Below are 21,571 nucleotides of genomic sequence, written 5' to 3'. Positions count from 1 at the left end.
GACCGTCGTCGAGAAGGTGGAGCTCGAGGAGCTCTTCCTCCGTTCGGACTCCCTATCGCCTCACACGCCGCTCACCGAGAAGACCCGCAACATCATCGACGCGGCAGCCCTTGCGAAGTGCCGCAAGGGTGTGCGGATCATCAATTGCGCCCGCGGCGGGCTCGTCTCGGAAGATGCGCTTTACGAGGCGCTGAAATCGGGCCATGTGGCGGGGGCGGCACTCGACGTGTTCGAGGTGGAGCCGGCGACGAGCCACAAGCTCTTCGGCCTTGAGAACGTGGTGGCGACGCCTCACCTCGGCGCCTCGACCGGCGAGGCGCAGGAGAATGTGGCGCTGCAGGTGGCCGAGCAGATGGCTGACTACCTGATCACCGGTGCGGTTTCCAACGCGCTCAACATGCCGTCGATCTCGGCCGACGAGGCGCCCCGGCTCAAGCCCTTCATCGCGGTGGCAGAGAGGCTCGGCTCCTTCGCGGGGCAGCTCACGGAAGAGCCGATCACAGGCATCGTCATCGAGTATGCGGGCGAGGTGGGCGAGATGAACACGCGCGCACTCACCTCCGCGGCTCTTGCCGGCATCCTGCGGCCGATGCTCGGCACGGTGAACATGGTGTCAGCGCCCGTCGTGGCGCGCGAACGCGGCATCAAGGTGGACGAGGTGAAGCAGACGCAGCGCGGGGCCTATGAAACCTATGTCCGGCTGACGGTGAAGACGGCCAATCTCGAGCGCTCGGTGGCCGGCACAGTATTCTCGGATGGCAAGGCGCGCATCATCCAGATCAAGGGCATCGACCTGGAGGCCGAGTTCGGCCCGCACATGCTCTACATCACCAACGAGGACAAGCCGGGCTTCATCGGCGCGCTCGGCACGCTGCTCGGCAATGCCAACGTGAACATCGCCACGTTCAACCTCGGCCGCAAGGCGCAAGGGGGAGAGGCGATCTGCCTCGTCTCGATCGACGAGCCGGCGCCCGTCGCGGTCCTCCAGGCACTCGCCGGGCTGCCGCAGGTGAAGCAGGCGCGGCCGCTGGCGTTCTGAGGCCTCAGGGCGAGGGCGCGGGGGCAGGTGCGGATTGACCGCCGAGCGCCGAGAGGTCGTTGCCGTTCACCAGGACGGCGCCCCCCGGCGTGCTCTCGATCTTCCAGGAGAGCGCGCCGTCCGGCTCCTGCTTGGCGAGGCCTCTCGCCAGCAGGAAGACGGGCGCCATGTCCTGCATGGCGAACTCCGGCGGCGCAGCCTGAAGTGCCGCCATCACCTCGTCGAGGCCCTTGAGCCTGAGGAGCGCCTGGCCCTGCGGCATGGCAGCTGGCCCAGCAGTCATGCTGCCTTCGGCGGTGAGCTGGAACATCCTGGCCAGGATCTCGCTGGGACCGAGGCCGATCGTAACGCTGCCGGTGGGCAGGAGGGCCTGAACGAGCTCGGCATCCATACCGGAGGGAAGCGGATCCTCCTTCGAAAGGTCGAGCCTGTCGATCATGAGTGCGGCAGGCTTGGCGAGGTCGAAGCCCGCGACGTTCACGTCGAGCTTGAAATTTTCGGGCACGAGGCCGGCCGCCCAGGGCGGCACGAGTTCGGCGGGGGCTTCGAATCCGCTGAAGGCGAGGCTCTCGCGGAAGCGGCCATCGGCCACGACGCCATTCATGTCGATTCCGACGGCGAGCTGCTTCACGCCGAACTTGCCGAGGATCGTGTTGATCGTGAGTTCGTTCATCGTGCTGGTGGCTGAGATGCTGGCGAAGAGCGGCAGTGCGGCGCGGAGCTTGTCCTTCAGCGCCGGCTGCTCGGCGGCGATGGCCGTGCCGGAGGGCCTCGCCACAAGCCAGGCCACGAGATCGCTCACGGGCTTCGGCCTGAAGCCCTTGATCACCGCGTCCTGCACGCCGCTGGGTGAGGCGATGGTGAAGTCCATCGCCGGGGCGGAGCCGTCCGCCGCGGCCGGAACGCTCACCGCCTGGCGCAGGTCGGTGTAGCTGTAGCCGGCAGTGCCGTCGGCACTCTCGCCGGTGCCGGACATGGTGGCGGAAGTGGCGATGCGGGCGATCGTGTAGTTCACCCGGCTCACCTGGCCCTTTTCGGTGATCACCTGGTCGACGGCGACCTGGCTGAATTCGGTCGCACTCGAGGAGAAGGTGCCGAGCGCCTCCTCGAACACGCCCGTGCCCTTGATGGCGCCGACCTGGCCCTTCATGTCGATCTCGCCTTCGACCTTCAGGGAGAAGGCGAGGGGCTGGTCCTGGTCCACCTTCCACTTGCCCGCACCCTGGTCGGTGATCGTCCATTCGATCGGCGTCAGGCTGACGGTTGCGCCGGGCTGCTTCACCTTGGCGAAGAGCGGCGCAAAGTCGAACCGGGCGGCATAGGAATCACCTGCCGGGGTGACCGTGACGACGCCGGGTTCTGGCCCGAGATAGGACTGGAACAGCGCAGTGAGGCGCTGGGCCTCCTCCGCTGTTGCCGCGGCAATGGCCGAGGCGCTGGAGCCCAGGAGAAGCCCAAGGCTGAGAAGGACGGCGGAGGACTTCATGGCACTGTTCCCGTTTGGCGGCTGTCGGAGGGAGGCTGGCATTGCAGGCCGAGAAGGTCAACACGGGGATTTCGACTGGAGGGCGAGATCCATCTCCACGAGCTGGGCGAGGGCGCGTCTCACGTCTGCAGCGAGTTGCTCTCGCGGCACCCCGGGATAGAATTCGGCCATGAGTTCCACCAGCTCGGCGCGGCGCAGGGGCTGATCGAGGGCCAGCCAGATGAGCGATGCCACCGGGTTGAGGTGGCGGATGGTAGAGGGCGTGATGATGAAGGCCTCGCCATCGACCATCCGGGTGTCGAGGCCTGGCCGCTGCCGGAAGTAATGTTGGCGGGCCATCAGCCGAAGCGCTCCGCCAGCAGTTGCGCGGCGTCCTGCGGGTCGCTGTAGCGCAGCACATGTCTTTCGGCTGAGAGCGCCAGGGCGTGCAGCCGGTCGAAGATCACGTTCATGGGCAGCTGCCGAATGATGTTTTCGGCGATCAGGTGGCGCAGCACGTCCGCCGTTCGGGCGGGGGAAAGGGTGGGAGTTGCATCCTCCCTCCGCTCCAGAAGCACGAAGGCGGTGATCGGGGCGTGGCTCCCGAAGGGCGCCATGCGCGGCCCCGGATCGAGATAGATCCAGCTCGCATCGGCAGGTCCCTGGTGGGAGGCGATGAAGCCTAGCGTGGCATCCGAAAAGGTGGGGGCGAGCGGCGCCCTGAGGCGCGGCAGGAAACCGAGACCGATCCCCGTCGCACCATCGAGGCCCAGCACGTCGTCGGCGAAGATGTCGAGGCCCCGGGCGGCTAGGCAGGCGACAAGCGTCGACTTTCCGGTCCGGCCGCGCGCGGGAAAACAGACGAGGCTGCCACCGATCCGCACCGCCGCTCCATGAAGGCAGAGCAGTTCCGGATTTTCCGCCAGATACCAGTAGATCGCCGCGTCATGGACATCGGTGATGACGCGGATGGCGGTGCGCGGCGGGATGGTGTCCCAGTCGCGGGCTTTGGGTGCGCCCATTTCCACCCATTCCCAGCCAAAGTCAGTGCGGGAGATACGCGCACGCGGCGGCTTTCCGGGGAATGCCGAGGGCGGGCCGGTACATAGATCCCAGCCGCGGAACACGGTTCTGAGACCGGCAACGATCTCACTGCAGCCGACGAAGTCAATGACCCAGCCGGTCGCACCGAAATGCAACCGCTGGGCCGTTTCCTGGTGTGCGGACGACACGCCCTGGCCTCACCCGCCCGTGGGGAGCGGTGCGCGCCGGGTCGTCATGAGGCCTAAGAAGACTTCTTCTTGGTCAGGAGATCGAGGAGCGAGTCGCTGTCTGAACCGGACGTCGAGGAGCCAGACGTCGAGGAGCCGGACTGCGAATCATCCGTCGAGGTGCCCGAAGTCGAGGAGCCAGACGTCGGAGAGCTGGAGCCGGACGTGCTGGAACCCGAAGAACTCGACCCGGAGCCGCCGGAACCGGAATTGGAACCGCCGCCACTGCCGCCGCCACCGCCTGCTCCACCGCCGCCCGATCCGCCATCACCGCCGCCGCTACCACCGCCACTTGCATGGGCCGAGGAGATGGTGACGATTGCCGGTGTGGCGTAGGCGGCGAGGGAGACGGCGCCAAGACGAAGCAACGCCTTGCGACGGCTCAGGAGATCCGACTTTGACATTCTGCTTTTCCTTCCGAATTCAAGATTTGGATTATGCACTTGCGAATCTGTTCCCGCGCTGAATGCAGAGCCCGTCGTCGCCACGAATATCAGGCAGTCGTCAGCGAATCATTGTCGACAAATATACAAAGCCGAATATGTGCCGTTCAACCTCTGGCTATGTCCGCTGGCCGGCAGCATTGTCGCACCCTGGGCGAACCAGAACGGCGGCGGAAAGCTGGCTCGTTCCCGGGTTTGCCTTCCGCTCCCGATCGTGTATGAGCCCGGAACGGCTCCGGCGGCGTGAACGCTCCGGGGCCGTTCCCGTGTCTGAAAGGGGCAGGAAATGGCGAATGTGGCGGTGGTCGGCGCCCAGTGGGGCGACGAGGGCAAGGGCAAGATCGTGGACTGGCTCTCCGAGCGGGCCGACGTGGTGGTGCGCTTCCAGGGCGGGCACAACGCCGGCCACACGCTGGTGATCGACGGCGTCACCTATAAGCTTTCGCTGCTGCCCTCCGGCATCGTAAGGCGCGGCAAGCTCTCGATCATCGGCAACGGCGTGGTGATCGATCCGTGGGCCTTGACCGCCGAGATCGACAAGCTCTCCTCGCAAGGCGTCGACGTTTCGCGCGCCAACCTGCGGATTGCCGGGAACGCCACGCTCATCCTGCCGCTGCACCGCGAACTGGACCAGATGCGGGAGGCGGCGGCGGGGGCAGGCAAGATCGGCACCACGGGCCGCGGAATCGGCCCCGCCTACGAGGACAAGGTAGGCCGCCGCGCCATCCGCGTGAACGACCTTGCCGATCTTGCCACGATCGGCCCCAAGGCGGAGCGGCTGCTGGCCCACCACAATGCGCTGCGGCGCGGCATGGGGCAGGAGGAGGTGAAGGCGGGTGACCTCGTGGCCCAGCTCGCGGAAATCGCGCCGCGCATCCTGCCCTTCTCGGACGCGGTCTGGTCGCTGCTCGACGACATGAAGCGCGAGGGCAAGCGCATCCTGTTCGAGGGTGCGCAGGGCATCCTCCTCGACATCGACCATGGCACATATCCTTACGTAACGTCATCCAATACGGTGGCGGGGCAGGCGGCGGCGGGCTCCGGACTTGGGCCCTCGTCGATCGGCTATGTGCTTGGCATCGCCAAGGCCTACACGACGCGCGTGGGCTCCGGCCCGTTTCCCACCGAGCAGGAGAACGAGGTGGGAGAATACATCGGCCAGCGCGGCCGCGAGTTCGGCACGGTGACGGGGCGCAAGCGCCGCTGCGGCTGGTTCGACTCGGTGCTGGTGCGGCAGGCGATCAAGACCTCCGGCATCCACGGCATCGCCCTCACCAAGCTCGACGTGCTCGACGGCCTGGACGAGATCAGGGTGGGCATCGGCTACGAGCTCGACGGCAAGCGGATCGACCGTTTGCCGGCTGCCGAGGAGGCGCAGAAGCGCGTCATTCCCGTCTATGAGAGCTTCGAGGGCTGGAAGGGCACCACGGCGGGTGCCAGGAGCTGGGCGCAGCTTCCCGCCCAGGCAATCAAATATGTCAGGTACCTCGAGGAGCTGATCGAGTGCCCTGTGGCACTGCTGTCGACGAGCCCGGAACGCGACGACACGATCCTCATGAAGGATCCCTTCGAGGACTGAGGCCCTCATCCGGCCTTCAGCCCCTTCGCTCGACTGACGGCGGAAGATTCCCGCTCAGCGCTTGACGTTGCCCGGCCTCAGCGTCTTGCCGAGGATGTGGTTGTCGCGGCCGATGACGTGAGCGGTCGAGCCGACGATCAGCGGGTCCGGACCCGTCACCACGCGCTTGTTCTTGTTGGGATAGGGGATCGCGGACAGGAAGTGCTGCATGCAGTTGAGCCGCGCGCGCTTCTTGTCGTCCGACTTGATGATGATCCACGGCGCGTCCGCCGTGTCGGTGTAGAAGAACATCGCCTCCTTCGCCTCGGTGTAGTCGTCCCACTTGTCGAGCGAGGCCTTGTCGATGGGCGAGAGCTTCCATTGCTTCAGCGGATCGTTCTCGCGTGACATGAAGCGGCGGAGCTGTTCCTCGCGGGTGACCGAGAACCAGAACTTGAACAGCCTGATGCCGGAGCGCACCAGCATGCGCTCGAGCTCCGGGCACTGGCGCATGAATTCGAGGTAGTCGTTGGGCGTGCAGAAACCCATCACGCGCTCGACGCCGGCGCGGTTGTACCAGGAACGGTCGAAGAACACGATCTCGCCGCCCGACGGCAGATTCTCGACGTAGCGCTGGAAATACCATTGGGCGCGCTCGCGCTCGGAGGGCTTCTCGAGCGCCACGACGCGTGCGCCGCGCGGGTTCAGGTGTTCCATGAAGCGCTTGATGGTGCCGCCCTTGCCCGCCGCATCGCGGCCCTCGAAGAGCACCACGATCCGCTCTCCGGTTTCCTTCACCCAGTTCTGGAGCTTCAGCAGCTCGACCTGGAGTTGGGCCATCTGCTCCTCATAGGCCTTGTTGCCGAGGCGCGTCTTGTAGGGAAACTCCCCGGTCTCGAAGGCGTGGCGGATGGCCTCGGGGCTGTTCCTGAGCTGAGCGGGCGTCGGCCGATCAGGGGCCGGAGCCTGCTCCTTGGGCGGCGCAGGTTCGGGAGCAGCCGCTGCGGGCTGTTCGGCTATCGCTGTGGCGGTGACGTCTGACATGGTGCCCCCCGGGGATATCTTCGCTGAAGGGACAAGGCTGCGCCAAGGTTGAGGCATTGCCATTGACCTCAATCAAACGAGAGGTCGTCAGAAGTCACGCCGCTCGACGAAAAAGCCGTAGAGCGAGGTGAAGATCGAGGCGTTGAAGATGGCGTAGAACAGCTGCAGGAGGGCTGCCGCCACGACCTGGAAGGCGAGCGACAGGGGCAGGCTGACGGCATTGAGCATCGCCACCGCGAGCGTCAGCACGAGGAGAATGCCAAGGAAGATCGCGGCGTTGAGCAGGAATACCCCGGCACAGGGCCAGAAATTGCCCTCGCTCGCCGTCCAGGCATCGCGGAAGGAGAAGGTGCCGTTGCCCAGGGCCACCGCCGGGAGCTTGATCGAGAGGCGGGTCACGACCCCGCCGGACAGGACGACGAGGGGAAGCCCTATGATTGCCCCGGCGGGCGGCAGCAGCATGACGGCGGCCAGCACCATGACGGCCGGAACCAGCATGGCCATCATGATCAGCACGGTGTTGCCGGCATAGCGGAAGACGGCGGAATCGAGCCGCAGCGAAGGACCCAGTTCGTCGCGCAGGATGAAGCGGTGCCAGTTCACCGCCATCGAACAGACGGCGATGAGCGACAGCACGCCCGTGAGAACCTGGATCCATTCCCGCCCCGTCATGTCCTGGGACTGGGTATCGGGCGGTCCGGCGTAGGCGTCCAGGAAGCCGGCCACCAGCATGACAGGAACCCAGACCCTGCCGATCCTGAAGGCGACCTGGGGATAGTTCCGGATCGAGTTGAAGGCGTGGGCGATGGCCTTGAAGGGCGAGAGCTTGCGCATGATATCCGCATTTCCGTGTTGCGGCGGGAAACTAGAGCATGCGCTGCCAGAGTGGGAACAGTTTTTCCGGCCGGTCAGGCAGGAACGGCACCTCGCGTTCTCAGGCCGCGGTGCGCGGGCTTTCGCGGGTCTTGCGGCTGAGGCCGTGGGCGAAGTTGCGCATGATGATCATGGCCAGCTCGCTCACATGGGCGGGCCGGTCGAGCAGATAGCCCTGGGCAAGGTCGCAGCCGAGATCTCTCAGCGTCGAGAGCTGCTTGGCATTCTCGATTCCCTCCGCCGTCACCGTCATGCCCAGGCCGTGGCCGAGCTTCACGATCGACCGGAGGATGCCCTTTGCGGAGGCCGTCTCGTCGAGCGCGTTCACGAAGCTGCGGTCGATCTTGAGCTTCGAGAAGGGGAATTTCCAGAGGTAGCTCAGGCTCGAATAGCCGGTGCCGAAATCGTCGAGCGCCACGGCGACACCCATGTCGCGCAGCACGCGGAGCTGGCCCAGCACCAGCTCGCTGTCATGCATCAGCGTGCCTTCGGTGATCTCCACCTCGAGGCGGTAGCTCGGCAGCGAGTGCCTCTCGAGAGCGCGGCGCACGTTGTTGATGAGCGCGCCAGCGAGGAACTCCGAGGGCGAGAGATTGATCGCCACCACGAGATGCGGCGGCCATTCCGCCGCCACGCGGCAAGCCTCGTCCAGCGTCCAGGCGCCGATCTCGTTGATGAGGCCCGCCTGCTCGGCGATCGGAATGAATTCACCGGGCGAGATGGGGCCGAGCACGGGATCGTTGAGCCGGATCAGCGCCTCGAAGCCGGAAAGCTCGCCAGAGCGGATGTTGTAGACGGGCTGGAAATCCAGCCGGAAGCCTTTCTCCTCGATGGCCGTCATCACGGCGCGCTGCACGGCGAGCTGGCGTTTCGAGCCCTCGGCGAGCTCGGGATTGAAGAAGCCGTAGCCGGGCGTTCCCTGTTCGCGCGCAGAGACCAGCGCCAGCTCGGCGCTGCGGAGCAGATCGGGGGAGGTGGCGCCATCCTTCGGCGCCAGAGCCACGCCGCTGTGGCAAGAACTTCCGATCTTCACACCCTCGAAGGCGACGCCCACCGCCAAAGCGTTGGTGATGTCACGCGCCAGGTTCAGGACGAGCATGGGATCGGCAGCGTTGCGCAGGAAGACGAGGAAGGAGCCACGCCCGGCACTGGCGACGAACGCCTGTTCCGGCAGCAGCGCCGGAAGGCGGGCCGCCGCCTCGCGTATCACGTGTTCCTCCGCCTGCAGGCCGTGGGCGCGCATGGTGGCGCGGGCAATCGAAAGTTCGCAGAAGATGAGGGCGGAGGGGGATTCGCCCCGCGGATCGGCGGCGAGATGCGCATCGATTTCCCGGAGAAGCTCCGCCTTCGGCATGAAACATCCCGCATGGTCGTGCTTTTCGTCGCCGCGCGCTGCATTGCCGGAGGGTGAGAGGCCACGGAGCCAGAAGCCTGCGAGTGGAGCCATGCTCAGGAGCAGGAAGGCGGCGACCGAAGCCTCGAGCAGGCGGAAGGCGCCCGCTTGCACGAGAGCGAAGCCCAGCGCTCCTGCCAGCAGAGAGGCTGCCGCCATTCCAGCAGCGAACCATCCATCTCCCTGAAGCTGCCTCCGCAACGCCCTCTCTTTCATCGGCAAGACCACGGCACCCCTAAAAATCCCCAATTCTCAACCTAGCTGTCGCACAAGAACCAAGTGTAAATGCCATTGGCCTCGGCCAGGGCGGGGCCACAATACGGTGGCGGTGGTTTATGGAGGGTTAGAATCATGTGTCGGATTTGGCTCCGGGGAGTTCGTCTCGCCCCGGTTGTGGCGGCTGTCTGGTTTCTTCTCGTTGCGGCAGCCCCGCCGGCGGCGGCAGGACCTTATCTCGACTATGCCCAGTCGCTTGCTGCCGCGCCGCCGGCGGGATCCCGATTCAGGCCGGATCTGGAGGAAAAGCTTGCCGAGCTGGCCAGCGCCTACAGGCTGGGGGAGGGCAAGGAGGCCCTCACCCCCGATCCGGCCTTCCAGATCGCCGCGCGGGCCCATGCCGCAGACATGATGATCAACGGCTTCATCGGCCACAAGGCCTCCACCGGGCAGGGCTTCCAGAGCCGCATGGCGGCCTTCGTGGGAGACGTCACGAAGTACCCCTCACTGGGCGAGAATGCGGCCCGCGACACGCAGGATACGCCGGTCGACGCTGCCAAGGCCGAGGCGCTTTTCCAGCAGTGGGTGAACAGCCGCACGCACCGCAAGGTGATGGTGAACCGCAGCTTCCGTCATGTCTCGACCGGCGTCATCCAGCGCGGCAACGAAATCTGGGCGGTGCAGATCTTCTTCGGCGCGCCGCGCAAGAAGGGGCTGTTCCAATAGGCTCAAAAGGCGATCGCCCGGCTGCGCCGGGCGATCGGAGGAAGCGTGACGTGGCGGGGCCCTCAGGCGCTGGGCGCCGGCAGGGTCTTGGGCGCGAGAAGGCGCTGGGAGGCGTTCTTCACCGCCTTCTGCACCTTGTCGAAGGCGCGCACCTCGATCTGGCGGATACGCTCGCGGGAGACGCCGAACTCCTGGCTCAGGTCCTCCAGCGTGGCCGGATCGTCCTGCAGGCGGCGGGCCTCGAACACGCGGCGCTCACGGTCCGTCAGCTTCTGCATCGCGTCACGCAGCAGGCCCTGGCGCATCGACTGCTCCTCGGACTGGACCAGCATTTCCTCCTGATTGTCCGACTCGTCCACCAGCCAGTCCTGCCACTCGCCCTCGCTGTCGTCGCGGAGATGGGCATTGAGCGAGGTGTCGCCGCCGAGGCGCCGGTTCATCGACACCACGTCTTCCTCGGTGACGCCCAGCTTCTTGGCGATGAGCTTCACCTGGTCGGGTCGGAGGTCGCCGTCCTCGAGCGCCTCGATCTGGCTCTTCACCTTGCGCAGGTTGAAGAACAGCTTCTTCTGGTTGGCCGTCGTGCCCATCTTGACCAGCGACCAGGAGCGCAGCACGAACTCCTGGATCGATGCCTTGATCCACCACATCGCATAGGTGGCAAGGCGGAAGCCCTTGTCCGGCTCGAACTTCTTCACGGCCTGCATGAGGCCGACATTGCCCTCGGAAATGACCTCGCCGATCGGCAGACCATAGCCGCGATAGCCCATGGCGATCTTGGCCACCAGGCGGAGATGGCTGGTGATGAGCTTCTCGGCGGCACGGGTGTCGCCATGCTCCTTCCAGCGCTTTGCCAGCATGTATTCCTCGTCCGGCTGCAGCATGGGAAACTGGCGGATCTCCTGCAGGTAGCGCTGAAGGCCGGCCTCGCCGGAGGCGATCACGGGGAGGGAAGTGGTCTTTGCCATGTTTCAAAGCCTTTCCTGTCTGGAGCCGGTTCTAGCCGTCAAATACGATCAAAATAAGACACCGGACTTGTTACAGATAAATCAATGTTCCCTGACGTTCAAGCGCAGGGCGGCGAGCAATGTTCCAAAATCTTCCGGTGCGGAGCTTTCGAAGTGAAGCGTTTTGCCCGTCACGGGATGTTCGAAGCCCAGGGACGCGGCATGAAGAGCTTGCCTGTTCAATGACTTGAGAGCCATTTGCGCAGTTTCCGACAGATTTCTGGCAGAACTGCGGAAGCCCGCGCCATAGACGGCATCGCCGAGCAGCGGGTGCCCGATGTGTGCCATGTGGACGCGGATCTGGTGGGTGCGCCCGGTTTCCAGCCGGCAGCGGAGAAGGCTGGCGACCGGCGGCTTACCGAGCGGTTCCAGCACCTCGTAATGGGTAATGGCCTCGCGCGCCGCGGCGCTGCGGGAGACGGCCATCTTCTGGCGGTTGGCGGTGCTGCGGTCGATTGCCGCTGATACCGTGCCGCTGCGCCGCTCCGGCACGCCCCAGACGATGGCGAGATAGGTCCGCTCCAGCCTTCCATCCCGGCCATGGGCGGCGAACTGCTCCGAAAGGCCTTGGTGGGCGCGGTCGTTCTTGGCCACCACGAGAAGACCGCTCGTGTCCTTGTCGAGGCGGTGCACGATGCCGGGCCGCCTCACCCCGCCGATGCCGGAGAGGCTCTCCCCGCAATGGGCGATCAAGGCATTCACCAGCGTGCCGGTTTCGTTTCCGGCGCCGGGGTGCACCACCAGTCCGGCGGGTTTGTCGATCACGATCAGGTCCCTGTCTTCATGGACGATTGCGAGCGCCATCGGCTCGGGAGCGGGCACGGCGGCCACGGGCTCCGGGAGCACAACGCTCAGAGAATCGCCGGGTTTCACCCTGTGGCGGGGTTCCGTGACCCGGCTCCCCTCGACAGTGACCGCGCCTTCCGCAATAAGGGCCTGAAAACGGGCGCGGCTGACATCCGGAAAAGCCTGCGCCAGCGCCTTGTCGAGGCGTTCCGTCGCACCGGCACGCGTTTCGAGGATCTTCGAAGGGAAAGACATGAACGGACCCGATGACCTTCAGCCGCAGGATGCGACGGCCGCCGCGAGCGTGCCGCCCTCGGCCCGCCTCCTGCTCCGCGTGGTCTATAGCATGGGGATCGTGCTCGTGCTGCTGTTCCTCCTGCTGGTGGGCGGGATCATCTGGAAATCCACGCGCAAGGGGGAACCGAAGGCCGAAGCCGCCCCGGCCAGCATCAGCCTGGGGCTCCCGGCAGGAACGGACATCCGTGCGGCGGAACTCGATGGCGACAGGCTGGTAATCAACACCGGCCGCGAGGTGATCGTCGTCGACCTGCGCAAGAACACGATCATCGCGCGCATCTCCGCAAATCCCTGAATTCGCCCCGCCAGCCCGCTTGCACTCGGCCGCGCACCCCTATATAGGGTGCACATTCTTCGCGTGAGCTCCCTTCGTCTATCGGTTAGGACGGCAGCCTCTCACGTTGCAAAGGCGGGTTCGATTCCCGCAGGGAGCGCCAACCTTCTTCAAACCCAAATAATTCAACGATTTCAGTGGTCCATCATGTCCGCTGGAAGGCTTGCGTACACGGTTTGCGTACACGGTTTGCGGAACACGCTCTTATCCCCACACCATTGCTGGTGACCACCGCTCTGGATCGTACCAAAGCACCTTGTACTCTCCACTCAATAAGAAGCCCGCCACAGTCGGTCCGATGTCTGGATCGGCCGAGTTGAAGTCAACAGATACGCCAAGCTGAGACACGAGGAAGGCTGACCACAGCGGCTTGTTGATCGCGAAGGTGGTGAACCGATCTTCATCACGGCCACCGATGCTCAATGCAAGATCTATGTCGGGAACGGGTGTGGGCTTGTCCTTCTGTCTTCGATGACCTGTGAGGCGGCTCCCGTAGAGGAGCACCGCCCGAAGCTTGTCTGCGTGGAGCTTTGCCCAATGGACGATGATCTCTTCTTGGTCTGTGGTGAGTAAGGGGGCGGGTTCGAGCGGTTCCATGAGGACAGTCGGGAGGGAGGGGGTGGAATGTTGATTGTAGATTTACGAAATGGCATCGATAGATCGGGCGGGCGCGAAACACCCCCCGCCTAGGTGGGGCGAGATGGTATTAGCGGCGTTGAAACTGATAGGCAAAGTCCTCGGCGGACTATTGCTGCTGCTGGTGATCTACATCGTCTACATGAGTTGGCTGGAGAAGCGAAAGGAGAAGGCCTTTGCTTCATGCAAGCTGGATTATCTGACGCTAGAACGGGACGCGCGAGACGATCAGCAGCAATACAACTATCTTCGAGCATGTATGGGGAAGAGCGGCTACTCGGAGCGGATTGACCGATATTGCGTCAGCTACTCAGACTTCACCTCGGGGGATCGTTGCTTCACCACAGGCTTCCTTCCGTGATCATCAGTCTCTGATACGATATCGGTACACCTCCGTCGTACCAGTCTGATGCTGGTACGATAGATGACGGTTGACAACCTATAACGGACTGAGTATCAACGTACCAGTTCAACCGTACCGATGAGGGTCAGCCATGTTCATCCGCGCCTATCTCCGAGCTTCGACGGAGGACCAGAACGCCAGCCGCGCCAAGGCTCAGCTTGTCCAGTTCGTCAAGGAGCGCGGGATGAAGATCGCCAGCTTCTACATTGAGAACGTCTCTGGCGCTTCCCTGCAGCGGCCTGAACTGTTCCGGCTCCTCGCTGACAGTCATGAAGGGGATGTGATACTCCTTGAACAGGTGGACCGCCTGTCCCGCCTGACCACAGCGGATTGGGAGAAGCTCAAGGCCGAGATCAAGGGGAAGGGTGTCAAGGTGGTGGCTCTCGATCTGCCCACCTCGTGGACCATGCTGACCGCCAAGGCCGATGACTTCACCGGAAGGATGTTCACCGCCATCAACGACATGCTGCTAGACATGCTGGCCGCTATCGCCCGGAAGGACTACGAGGACCGCCGCCGCCGTCAGGCTCAGGGGATCGAGAGGGCGGTGAGCGAGGGGAAGTACCGTGGGAAGCAGGAAGACACCGAGCGCAACGCAAGGATCGCGCAGAGACTGACCGAAGGCGCTTCGTGGTCGAGGATCGCAGAGATCGAGGTTTGTAGCCGGGACACGATTGCACGAGTGGCGCGACGGATGAAAAGTGCAAGCATAAGGTTGACTGAAGGCACGGCGACCAGCGACCTTACGTCCAGAGCATCGTGATCTGTCAGCAGACTCCGGGTAGTCGATTAGATGGAGATTTGAATGGAGTGGGCCGTAACCATTAGTGACGGGGTGGGGGTTGAAGCCTCATTATCTCGGACATGGGAAGATCAACTACAGCCTCCCAGTAATCCCTATGTGACTTGGATGGATGTTCCTGACTCGCCCTTCACGGAGGAACGCTGCGCTGTGCTGAGATCACCGGATTTTGCAGCCTGTTCATCTCATTCTGAAGCGCGCGGAGTTGGGCAGGAACTCGTTAGTCGTCTTAACGCTGCTAACCTTGTGCAAGGTAGTAACCGCACCATTCGATTGATTTGCCCAATCAGCATTGACGCTAGCGGAACGATCACTCGGCATCTTTACCTAAACGTTCAGGGTGGCAATTACGGCGTCCAAGGATCATCAGCAATGGTCTTGGCGAGCGGTGCCGCCAGTATGCAACCAGCGCCCTCCTTCGTGCAGAAGGCTATTTCACCAGCAAGTATCCATCTTAAGGAAGCTCTGGGATATTTCCCAGGTGGTGATCATTTCCATCTTTACAAGTGTCTCGAAGCCATTGCCGCTCACCTTGGTGATAGGCGGGCAATGCAATCAAAGTTTGGCCTGACCCGTGAGGAAGTGAGCGGGTTGTTTGCATCGCTCAACAAGGAACGCCACCACGAGACACCACCACTACCAAAGCGCACCTATACTCTGGCAGCCGCAAAGGAAGAGGTGCGAAAGATGCTGCTGGCACTACTTAAGTAGGGTGAAGCGGGAGCCTGTGAATCATGGCCAAGCGTGGCCCGAAGCCTAAGCCCAAAGGCAAGCTCAAGCGGAAGCGGGACTATAGCCTTGAGAGGAGAAAAGCGGCTGTCAACAACAATGCGGGGCCTGACAGCCCAAAGGCAAGGTGGCTCCAGGAATACATCGACCGCATCAACGCCACTCTGCCGTCTCTGATATGGGAAGATCGCCAGCTTGACGTGGACATTCCAGAAGACAAGCCTGACCGCTGCGGCCTTGACGCCACTCGGGGCAAGATTACTCAGATCGAGGTCCGATCAGACGTGAAGATGAAGCTCAACTTAGGTGAAAACTTCTTCGTGAACTTCCGGCCAGACTGGACGGGACCCCCAAAGGTCTGGTTCCCGCCAGACGTAGTCGAGGCGATAGTCCACATTCCGAGCCCGGAACTCTACCACCAGAACTGGCTCCCTCTCGAAAAGTGGGATGCCGTCGATTGGACGAGGATCGCTGGACTGCTGATGCCCGAGACAATAGCTGTCCTCAAAACGTCCAGGGCCTACGCCAATCTGGTCAACGAGGCTTCCCGGTTCGTAGCCCCTAAGCGGACCAAGCCAAGGGCACGCTTCATCGAAATCCCGTCGAACCCTAAAGCTGCGGCGAAGTTCCTGCGGCAGAAGGACGAGGATATACTGCGGAACGAATTTCCGCCCGATCTCATTGATAGCAAAGAGTAATCAACTGAAATAGGGGTGAATGGTCCTCACCTGATATGAAGACAACCCTTTTCCCGGCCTGACGCTCGAAGGAGCGCCGGGGGGGGGTGTGTCTGAGCGTCTGTGTTCCTCTACCCGAGCACAGCCCTTCTCACTGCAATCACAACAAGGAAACCCGACATGCACATCACCACGCCGGGGATGGGCCTCTGCTGCGTCTCGCGCTGCGGTAAGCCCACTCGTGGCTACTCCAGGTACTGTGGCAAGCACACCCTTCACGACCAGCGCCACGGCCACCCCGAACAGCTACCGGTCCTCAAGCGGGACCTCCGTTCGACCATCGACCGCCTGGAGCGATGGGCCAGACACCCTGACGCCGCTTGCACGCTCTCCTCAATCGTGGACCACTACAGGGAAAACGCTGAAGCACTGGCGAAGCGAGACCTCAAACTCCGTCTGGAAGAAGATCGATGCGGCATCATCCATAATACAGTCGAACGGCGGCTCCTCCGCACTGTTGCCAACGTCCTCGGTAGCAAAAACCCAAGGGTCACGGTTCTGGAACTGCTGGCGCTTGGGGTCATGTACGAGGAACAGTCTCACGTCTTCAAGAACCACACATCCTTCAAGAGCGAGGCGGTGATCACCTTCCTCAGGAACTCCGGAGCCTTCCGAAAGAAGACCTACAGACCCGCCAGCGGGAAGGTTACCGCTGCCACCCGCTACCTCCCGAGAAAGCTGACCGCTGCTATTGGGGAGTGGCTGATCGACACGATGATCATCTACGGCTTCAAGCTCAGCCGGATGTGGAATGACGAAGCCCGTCGGAAGCAGGAAGCAAAGGATAGGCTGACCACGGCCACCAGGGAGACTGCTCTCGTAGGACCTTAAGAACCGCCAATCCTGGAGCATCTGCGGAGTTTCGGAGCATTGAAACCTCCGCACCTCCCCATCAAGATACTGATAAAACAGTATAATTCCAACTCTCCCTTAAGAAGAAGGTTACTTGGTTAAGGGCGTCCACGCCAGCCGTCCATTTACCCACCCCCCAACCATCCAGCCCATCAACACCCCTGTCGCCTGACAGGGCAGCAGCGATCTGCGGATCGCAAGGAGAAGTATTGCCTATGAACTACCTCGACACCTCGACCCTGACCCATCCTCCGGTCACCGTCATCGATGCCATTATGGGATCGGGCAAGACCACGTGGATCATCGAGTACATGAACAGGATGATCGGTCAGCACCAGTTCAGCGCCACTGGTCATCAGCCGAGGTTCATCTACGTCACCCCGCTCTTGGACGAGACGCACAGGATCAGACAGGCCTGTCCCCTCGCATCCTTCAAGAACCCTGTCCCCCGCCACGGTTCCAAGTTCTACGACTTCAAGACGCTGCTTGAAGGCGGGGAGAACATCGCTACCACCCACGCCCTGTTCTCTCAGCTAGACAGTGAGTGCTACGAACTGATCAGGGGGAAGGGATACACCCTCATCATCGATGAAGCCTTGAACTGCCTTGAGGTCTTCGATGGTCTGACAGCTGCTGACCGCAAACTGCTGTTCGATCATCACATGGTCTGCATCGAGGAGGGTAGTTGCAAGCTCCGCTGGAACCATGCCGCCTTCCCCAAGTACGAAGGCAAGTTCTCGCAGATCAAGGCACTCTGCGACAACGGTAACCTCGTGGTCTACGGCGAAGGCTCAGAGAAGAAGGTGCTGATCTGGGAGTTTGCTGTCGACTTCCTCTACTCCTTTGGTGATGTCTTCATCCTGACCTACCTTTACACAGGGTCACCGATGTCGCTGTACCTGAGGAGCGAAGGGATCAGGGTCGATCTGATGTCCATCGAAGGCGGCAGCATCGTTCCTCACTCCGAGGTCAATGAGGCGGCAATCAAGGCGAAGCTCAGGTCCCTCATCACAGTCTACGAGGGACCGAAGAACAGCATTGGTGACCGACCGCAGGACCGAGGGTCCTATCCCTTCTCATCGACTTGGTTCGACAACGAACTTTCGAAGATGGGAAGACCGGAACGAGGGAAGTCCAAACTCCACTCCACACGTGGAACCATCCGCATGTTCTTCGAGAGGGATGCAAGAACACTCTCATCGATGAACGGATGGACTACCATGAAAAAGGCAAAGAACCACCTGCGTGGCCCTGGCTATGCAAGAGGGTTCATCCCCTGCAACGCCAAGGCAACCAATGCCTTCGCAGAGAAGACCTCACTGGCCTACGTGATCGACGTCTACTACCAAACGGTCATCAAGCAGTACTTCGACAGTAAAGGCATGGTGGTCTACGAGGACCTCTATGCCCTGAGCGAGATGGTGCAGTGGGTATTCCGGTCTGCCATCCGCAATGATCAGCCGATCACCGTCTTCATTCCTTCGAGACGGATGAGAACACTATTCCTTCGCTGGCTCCAGAGTGACCGCTGCAGTGATCTGGTGGCAGAGATCGCAGCTGCCCGGGAGGAGCGTCTCAAGGCAAGGCCTGTTGCTGCCGAACGGGTCAGCCTCACGGTAGAAGCCACGTAGGTCAACACCCCCGGCAGCAACAGCCGCCGCCGACTTCATCATCATCACACGTTCTGCCCTACGACCGCGAGGCCGTGGGTTCTCTCCCCGTGCCTGAAACTCAACCGTCCAGTGGAAAGGAAATCATCATGGACGCTACCAATACCATCTCCACCTCCAGCACTACCCCGCCCTGTGCCTACTCCACCGTCTCCAGGTGGGCCAAAGGAGATCATGTGGCTCATGTCTCTCAGGCGTGGTCTGACCTGATAAGTGGCAAATGTGTTGACGAGACCATCACTTTGGCTGACTTCGACGTCCTGATGTCGATGGTGCTGCGCCTGGAATGCTACTTTAAGGAGGAGGATTTGCGGAAAGTGTCGTTCAATAGCGCATGTAGCATGTATATCTTCATTGTTGATGAGCTTGAGAGTGAGTTGAGAGGCGATAATGTCCAAGGGACCGACCCGCGCACCCACTGAGCGCCATAGAACAGTGAACCGCTGACAACCTTAGCAGCTTCGACGGTAATTCGCCGGGGCTGCCAAAATGGTGGAAACTGCTATCCCTGCGATAGTTCCGGGGCTTGTAATACAGAGCTCATTAGATGATAATATTTTATGGCGCAATGAGTTGTGATGGAGGTTGCCGGATGACTTCGGTTGTTCTTGCCCTTAGGCGCAAGGCAAGGGAACTGCGCCACGATGTGACTGGTGCAGTAATGATCTGGTCAACGCTCATCATGCTTGTATTGATTGGTTTGATTGCGTTAGCAATTGATGGCGCACGGTTCATGAACCTGAACAGCAACTTGCAAGAAATTGCTGACGCGGCAGCGCTGGCAGGAGCGAAAGAATTAGACGGGAGGGAAGATGCAATCACCAGAGCTAGAAGCGCGGCTATCAATTATTTAAAGAATGACCCGCAGTGGTCCGATATCGCCTCACAAGAAGTCCAGATAGTCAGTGATGGTCCAAACCGACCTACGTTCTTCAGCTCGATCGATCCTGATGTAGTGACGGAGGTCGGAAAAGAAGCTGTCTTTATTCGTGTAACCACCATCGATCGTTCAGTCGGGTTGGCATTCGTAACTACTGGACAGCAAACGGCCACGACAGCTGCAACTGCTACAGCTAAGTCTTCGTTCTCTGCTTGTGCGGCCATACAGTCGTACATGTGCAATCCCTTCGAACTAGAGCTAGATTACGTTAATAAAGGAGGTGCGACCAACTGGATCGGGCGGGTTGCCCCTGGATCACAGTTCATGCTAATCGGCGGAACAGGAGCTGACGGGTCATCGCCGGGCAACTGGGGCTTAATTGATCCTCCGGGAACCAATGGACACAATCCCCACGATCAAGTCGCTTTCTGGTCTGATAGCTCTCCGGCCAACTGCAGTGCAGTTGACGTTAAAAACCTTATTTATTCCCCGGACACCGGTAATAACTCTTCGAAGGCCTCTCCGGGCATCAACGTTCGATTTGACAATCCAGTGAACCCACCGAAAGATGTAAATAACGCGTCTGCTCCAATTGTTGTAGATGGGTGGAAGAATACTAACGGTAAGAATTGTTCCAACACCGTAAATGCCGTACCGACGTCGGCTAGCGGGATCAAGTTCCGCCAGACAGATTATGGAGACGACGGTTTAGCGTATCGAACATACTGTACATCACAAACTGTAGCTAAGAAGCCGCTTGGGAGCTGCCCGTTACCCCGTGACAGGAGCTTTACTGATCCGACCAACTCCTACAAATTCACAATGGTGGGCGAAGGGGCAAACATAGAGGATCTAAAAGCGTACTGGGCCAACCACCATAGCGCTCCCTACCCTGGTTATACGACGAGATATGAAATTTATAAGTGTGAAACTGATCCCAGTTGTTCCGCAGGGAAGTTCACAAACGATTCTGAAAGCTTAGAGTCATCATCTCCCCAATGTGGAACAACTGGAGATGCGTCGCGGCGTTTGATCAACGTTGCCATTGTCGACTGCAACTACTGGGGGGTTAAGGGCAACTCTAACACTCTTCCCATATTCACAGTCGCGGCGGAGTTCTTTGTTACCGAGCCAGCAATTACAGATACTGAGCTGGATGGCACCAAGTTACCTGAAGCTAAGCAGGGCAGGGTGTACGCAGAACTGGTTCGTACGTATCAGGTGAACAGTGAGGGTAGTAAGCTCTACCACATCGTGCAGCTCGTAAGATGATCCGGCGGAACCTACATAAATTGCACTCGTCGGAGGACGGTGCTAGCCTGTTAGAAGCTACTGTTGTCTTACCTGTCTTCGTCTTCCTGATGGCCGGAATAGCCGACTTTGGTTTGGCCTACGGAAGTGTATTGACAGCACAAAAGTCGTTGAGGTCCGCCACCCGCTACCTCTCAATGCTTCCTTCTCAGGCAGTTTGTGGTTGGGGAAAGGAGAACGCCATTAAATTAGCCGGATATGGGAACATTAAAGGAGAAGGGGAGCCTCTTATAGCCGGATGGGACGTACCTAAGCACATCATAGTTGATGAACCTAAGACCTGCTCATCAGTGATCACCGTTATTCGCATGAAGGCAACCGTGCCCTACTCGGCAATTATCTGGCCTGTTGTGGGCCTGCCAGAACAAGTAAATTTCCAGGTTGAACATGAGGAGCGTTGGATTGGCCAGTGACATCGGTCACGGACTTCGCAACGACGACAGCGGTGCGACCTTTGTCGAGTTCACTGTTGTGTTTCCATTGGCGATGGTGATCGTGCTTGGATGCGTGGATGCTGCTCTGCTGATGACAAGGTGGGCGTCTTATGGTCGCGCCACTTATGCAGGTGCGAGGTATGCAGTTGTTTCGTCACCGGTGGCCACAGGAGTGAACGCTCCTACGCAGGGCACGGTGGGTGGGACGGCGTGCTTTAAGTACGACACTGGTGAGCCCACGGGGAACTGCACAGAAAAGCCTGCCACCGTCTGTATAGCGTCTGCTTCTTCTGGGAGTGGGACGTGTTGCCCCCTGTCGGCGAGTGGACCGTCGTGTACTGCCAATTACCAGTGGAATGAGACAGCTTTCGCTGCGATCCTCTCGAGAATTAATTCTATTACCCCCTTGGGACCTTTAGATAGGCGTCAAGTGCAAGTTATCTATCAACCATTGGGGCTCAGTTACGCCTTGCGTCCTGTCGGTTCTCCAATGAACGTCACAGTTCAAGTGCGATGTGTGACGCACCAATTCTACTTCTTGCAGCCATTGCTTGGCTGGGCGTTTGGCTCGCTGCCACCCGACTGTGCCGGTATCAACCAACCAGTCGGTATTGCATTGCCCACTTTCACCACTACTCTGCCCAGCGAAGACCTAGCGGGGTAGT

At 61.0% G+C, this 21,571-nt stretch carries 24 protein-coding genes and 1 tRNA gene; 16 read left to right on the top strand and 9 right to left on the bottom strand.

Annotated elements, in window-relative coordinates:
• On the top strand, positions 1-1,039 hold a 1,039-nt coding region (locus ACK4HL_RS17095; RefSeq protein ID WP_409762797.1), incomplete at its 5' end, for an NAD(P)-dependent oxidoreductase.
• A gap of 4 nt (positions 1,040-1,043) precedes the next feature.
• On the opposite strand, the gene ACK4HL_RS17090 is transcribed toward ACK4HL_RS17095, so the two are convergent.
• Genes ACK4HL_RS17090 through ACK4HL_RS17080 form a run of 3 tightly spaced genes read right to left on the bottom strand, consistent with a single transcriptional unit; the run spans position 1,044 to position 3,526 of the window.
• Positions 1,044-2,525, bottom strand: coding sequence for a hypothetical protein (locus tag ACK4HL_RS17090; protein WP_409762794.1), 1,482 nt, complete (start codon positions 2,523-2,525; stop codon positions 1,044-1,046).
• A gap of 57 nt (positions 2,526-2,582) precedes the next feature.
• Positions 2,583-2,864 carry a PqqD family protein gene (locus ACK4HL_RS17085; RefSeq protein ID WP_409762791.1) on the bottom strand — a complete coding sequence of 94 codons (282 nt, stop codon included), beginning with the start codon at positions 2,862-2,864 and terminating at the stop codon, positions 2,583-2,585.
• Positions 2,864-3,526: a hypothetical protein gene (locus ACK4HL_RS17080; RefSeq protein WP_409762788.1), complete on the bottom strand. Its 663-nt coding sequence runs from the start codon at positions 3,524-3,526 to the stop codon at positions 2,864-2,866. Before ACK4HL_RS17080 ends, ACK4HL_RS17085 begins: the two co-directional genes overlap by 1 nt.
• Positions 3,527-3,805: 279 nt before the next feature.
• Here ACK4HL_RS17080 and ACK4HL_RS17075 point away from each other — a divergent pair, with 279 nt between their 5' ends.
• Both ACK4HL_RS17075 and ACK4HL_RS17070 read left to right on the top strand, forming a co-directional pair.
• Positions 3,806-4,111, top strand: coding sequence for a hypothetical protein (locus ACK4HL_RS17075; RefSeq protein WP_409762785.1), 306 nt, complete (start codon positions 3,806-3,808; stop codon positions 4,109-4,111).
• Positions 4,112-4,504: 393 nt separating this feature from the next.
• Positions 4,505-5,797, top strand: a complete 1,293-nt coding sequence (locus tag ACK4HL_RS17070) for an adenylosuccinate synthase (protein ID WP_409762782.1) — start codon at positions 4,505-4,507, stop codon at positions 5,795-5,797.
• A 54-nt stretch (positions 5,798-5,851) separates the two neighbouring features.
• Here the strand turns inward: ACK4HL_RS17070 and ppk2 are convergent, their stop codons facing one another.
• From ppk2 to ACK4HL_RS17055, 3 genes are all read right to left on the bottom strand, one after another.
• Positions 5,852-6,820 (bottom strand): polyphosphate kinase 2, encoded by a 969-nt coding sequence (gene ppk2 / locus ACK4HL_RS17065; RefSeq protein ID WP_409762779.1) that lies wholly within the window; start codon positions 6,818-6,820, stop codon positions 5,852-5,854.
• Positions 6,821-6,907: 87 nt separating this feature from the next.
• Complete coding sequence (locus tag ACK4HL_RS17060; protein WP_409762776.1) at positions 6,908-7,654, bottom strand: hypothetical protein; 747 nt, start codon at positions 7,652-7,654, stop codon at positions 6,908-6,910.
• A 100-nt stretch (positions 7,655-7,754) separates the two neighbouring features.
• Complete coding sequence (locus tag ACK4HL_RS17055) at positions 7,755-9,245, bottom strand: putative bifunctional diguanylate cyclase/phosphodiesterase (RefSeq protein WP_409762773.1); 1,491 nt, start codon at positions 9,243-9,245, stop codon at positions 7,755-7,757.
• Between the two features lie 192 nt (positions 9,246-9,437).
• On the opposite strand from ACK4HL_RS17055, the gene ACK4HL_RS17050 reads away from it, so the two are divergent.
• On the top strand, positions 9,438-10,028 hold the full coding sequence (locus tag ACK4HL_RS17050; protein ID WP_409762770.1) for a CAP domain-containing protein: 591 nt from the start codon (positions 9,438-9,440) through the stop codon (positions 10,026-10,028).
• Between the two features lie 62 nt (positions 10,029-10,090).
• On the opposite strand, the gene rpoH is transcribed toward ACK4HL_RS17050, so the two are convergent.
• Together rpoH and ACK4HL_RS17040 are read right to left on the bottom strand one after the other, a co-directional pair.
• Entirely contained in the window at positions 10,091-10,996 is a 906-nt protein-coding gene (gene rpoH, locus ACK4HL_RS17045) for an RNA polymerase sigma factor RpoH (protein WP_409762767.1), read from the bottom strand.
• Positions 10,997-11,077: 81 nt separating this feature from the next.
• Positions 11,078-12,076 (bottom strand): RluA family pseudouridine synthase, encoded by a 999-nt coding sequence (locus ACK4HL_RS17040; protein WP_409762764.1) that lies wholly within the window; start codon positions 12,074-12,076, stop codon positions 11,078-11,080.
• Here ACK4HL_RS17040 and ACK4HL_RS17035 point away from each other — a divergent pair.
• Together ACK4HL_RS17035 and ACK4HL_RS17030 are read left to right on the top strand one after the other, a co-directional pair.
• On the top strand, positions 12,075-12,413 hold the full coding sequence (locus ACK4HL_RS17035) for a hypothetical protein (RefSeq protein WP_409762761.1): 339 nt from the start codon (positions 12,075-12,077) through the stop codon (positions 12,411-12,413). The two genes, ACK4HL_RS17040 and ACK4HL_RS17035, sit on opposite strands and share 2 nt — an antisense overlap.
• 67 nt (positions 12,414-12,480) lie before the next feature.
• A tRNA-Glu gene (locus ACK4HL_RS17030) sits at positions 12,481-12,555 on the top strand.
• Positions 12,556-12,656: 101 nt separating this feature from the next.
• Here the strand turns inward: ACK4HL_RS17030 and ACK4HL_RS17025 are convergent.
• Positions 12,657-13,049 (bottom strand): hypothetical protein, encoded by a 393-nt coding sequence (locus tag ACK4HL_RS17025; RefSeq protein WP_409762758.1) that lies wholly within the window; start codon positions 13,047-13,049, stop codon positions 12,657-12,659.
• Between the two features lie 49 nt (positions 13,050-13,098).
• On the opposite strand from ACK4HL_RS17025, the gene ACK4HL_RS17020 reads away from it, so the two are divergent.
• The 10 genes from ACK4HL_RS17020 (at position 13,099) to ACK4HL_RS16975 (ending at position 21,570) form a co-directional block, all read left to right on the top strand.
• Positions 13,099-13,449 carry a hypothetical protein gene (locus tag ACK4HL_RS17020; protein WP_409762755.1) on the top strand — a complete coding sequence of 117 codons (351 nt, stop codon included), beginning with the start codon at positions 13,099-13,101 and terminating at the stop codon, positions 13,447-13,449.
• Between the two features lie 133 nt (positions 13,450-13,582).
• A complete protein-coding gene (locus ACK4HL_RS17015) occupies positions 13,583-14,254 on the top strand; it encodes a recombinase family protein (protein ID WP_409762752.1) in 672 nt (223 codons plus the stop codon).
• Between the two features lie 42 nt (positions 14,255-14,296).
• Positions 14,297-15,004: a hypothetical protein gene (locus ACK4HL_RS17010; protein WP_409762749.1), complete on the top strand. Its 708-nt coding sequence runs from the start codon at positions 14,297-14,299 to the stop codon at positions 15,002-15,004.
• A gap of 23 nt (positions 15,005-15,027) precedes the next feature.
• A complete protein-coding gene (locus tag ACK4HL_RS17005; protein ID WP_409762746.1) occupies positions 15,028-15,720 on the top strand; it encodes a hypothetical protein in 693 nt (230 codons plus the stop codon).
• 159 nt (positions 15,721-15,879) lie between these two features.
• Positions 15,880-16,590, top strand: a complete 711-nt coding sequence (locus ACK4HL_RS17000; protein ID WP_409762743.1) for a hypothetical protein — start codon at positions 15,880-15,882, stop codon at positions 16,588-16,590.
• A 236-nt stretch (positions 16,591-16,826) separates the two neighbouring features.
• Complete coding sequence (locus ACK4HL_RS16995) at positions 16,827-18,242, top strand: DEAD/DEAH box helicase family protein (protein WP_409762739.1); 1,416 nt, start codon at positions 16,827-16,829, stop codon at positions 18,240-18,242.
• A 128-nt stretch (positions 18,243-18,370) separates the two neighbouring features.
• Positions 18,371-18,703 carry a hypothetical protein gene (locus tag ACK4HL_RS16990; protein WP_409762736.1) on the top strand — a complete coding sequence of 111 codons (333 nt, stop codon included), beginning with the start codon at positions 18,371-18,373 and terminating at the stop codon, positions 18,701-18,703.
• 170 nt (positions 18,704-18,873) lie between these two features.
• On the top strand, positions 18,874-20,433 hold the full coding sequence (locus ACK4HL_RS16985) for a TadE/TadG family type IV pilus assembly protein (protein WP_409762733.1): 1,560 nt from the start codon (positions 18,874-18,876) through the stop codon (positions 20,431-20,433).
• The gene (locus ACK4HL_RS16980; protein ID WP_409762731.1) at positions 20,430-20,885 is read left to right on the top strand and encodes a TadE/TadG family type IV pilus assembly protein; all 456 of its coding nucleotides are present in this window, start codon (positions 20,430-20,432) and stop codon (positions 20,883-20,885) included. Before ACK4HL_RS16985 ends, ACK4HL_RS16980 begins: the two co-directional genes overlap by 4 nt.
• Positions 20,860-21,570 carry a TadE/TadG family type IV pilus assembly protein gene (locus tag ACK4HL_RS16975; protein ID WP_409762800.1) on the top strand — a complete coding sequence of 237 codons (711 nt, stop codon included), beginning with the start codon at positions 20,860-20,862 and terminating at the stop codon, positions 21,568-21,570. Before ACK4HL_RS16980 ends, ACK4HL_RS16975 begins: the two co-directional genes overlap by 26 nt.
• Position 21,571 lies beyond the last annotated feature (1 nt).

The sequence above is a fragment of the Aestuariivirga sp. genome (assembly GCF_046294715.1).
GTDB lineage: Bacteria > Pseudomonadota > Alphaproteobacteria > Rhizobiales > Aestuariivirgaceae > Aestuariivirga.
This window is presented reverse-complemented; position numbering and strand designations above follow the sequence as displayed.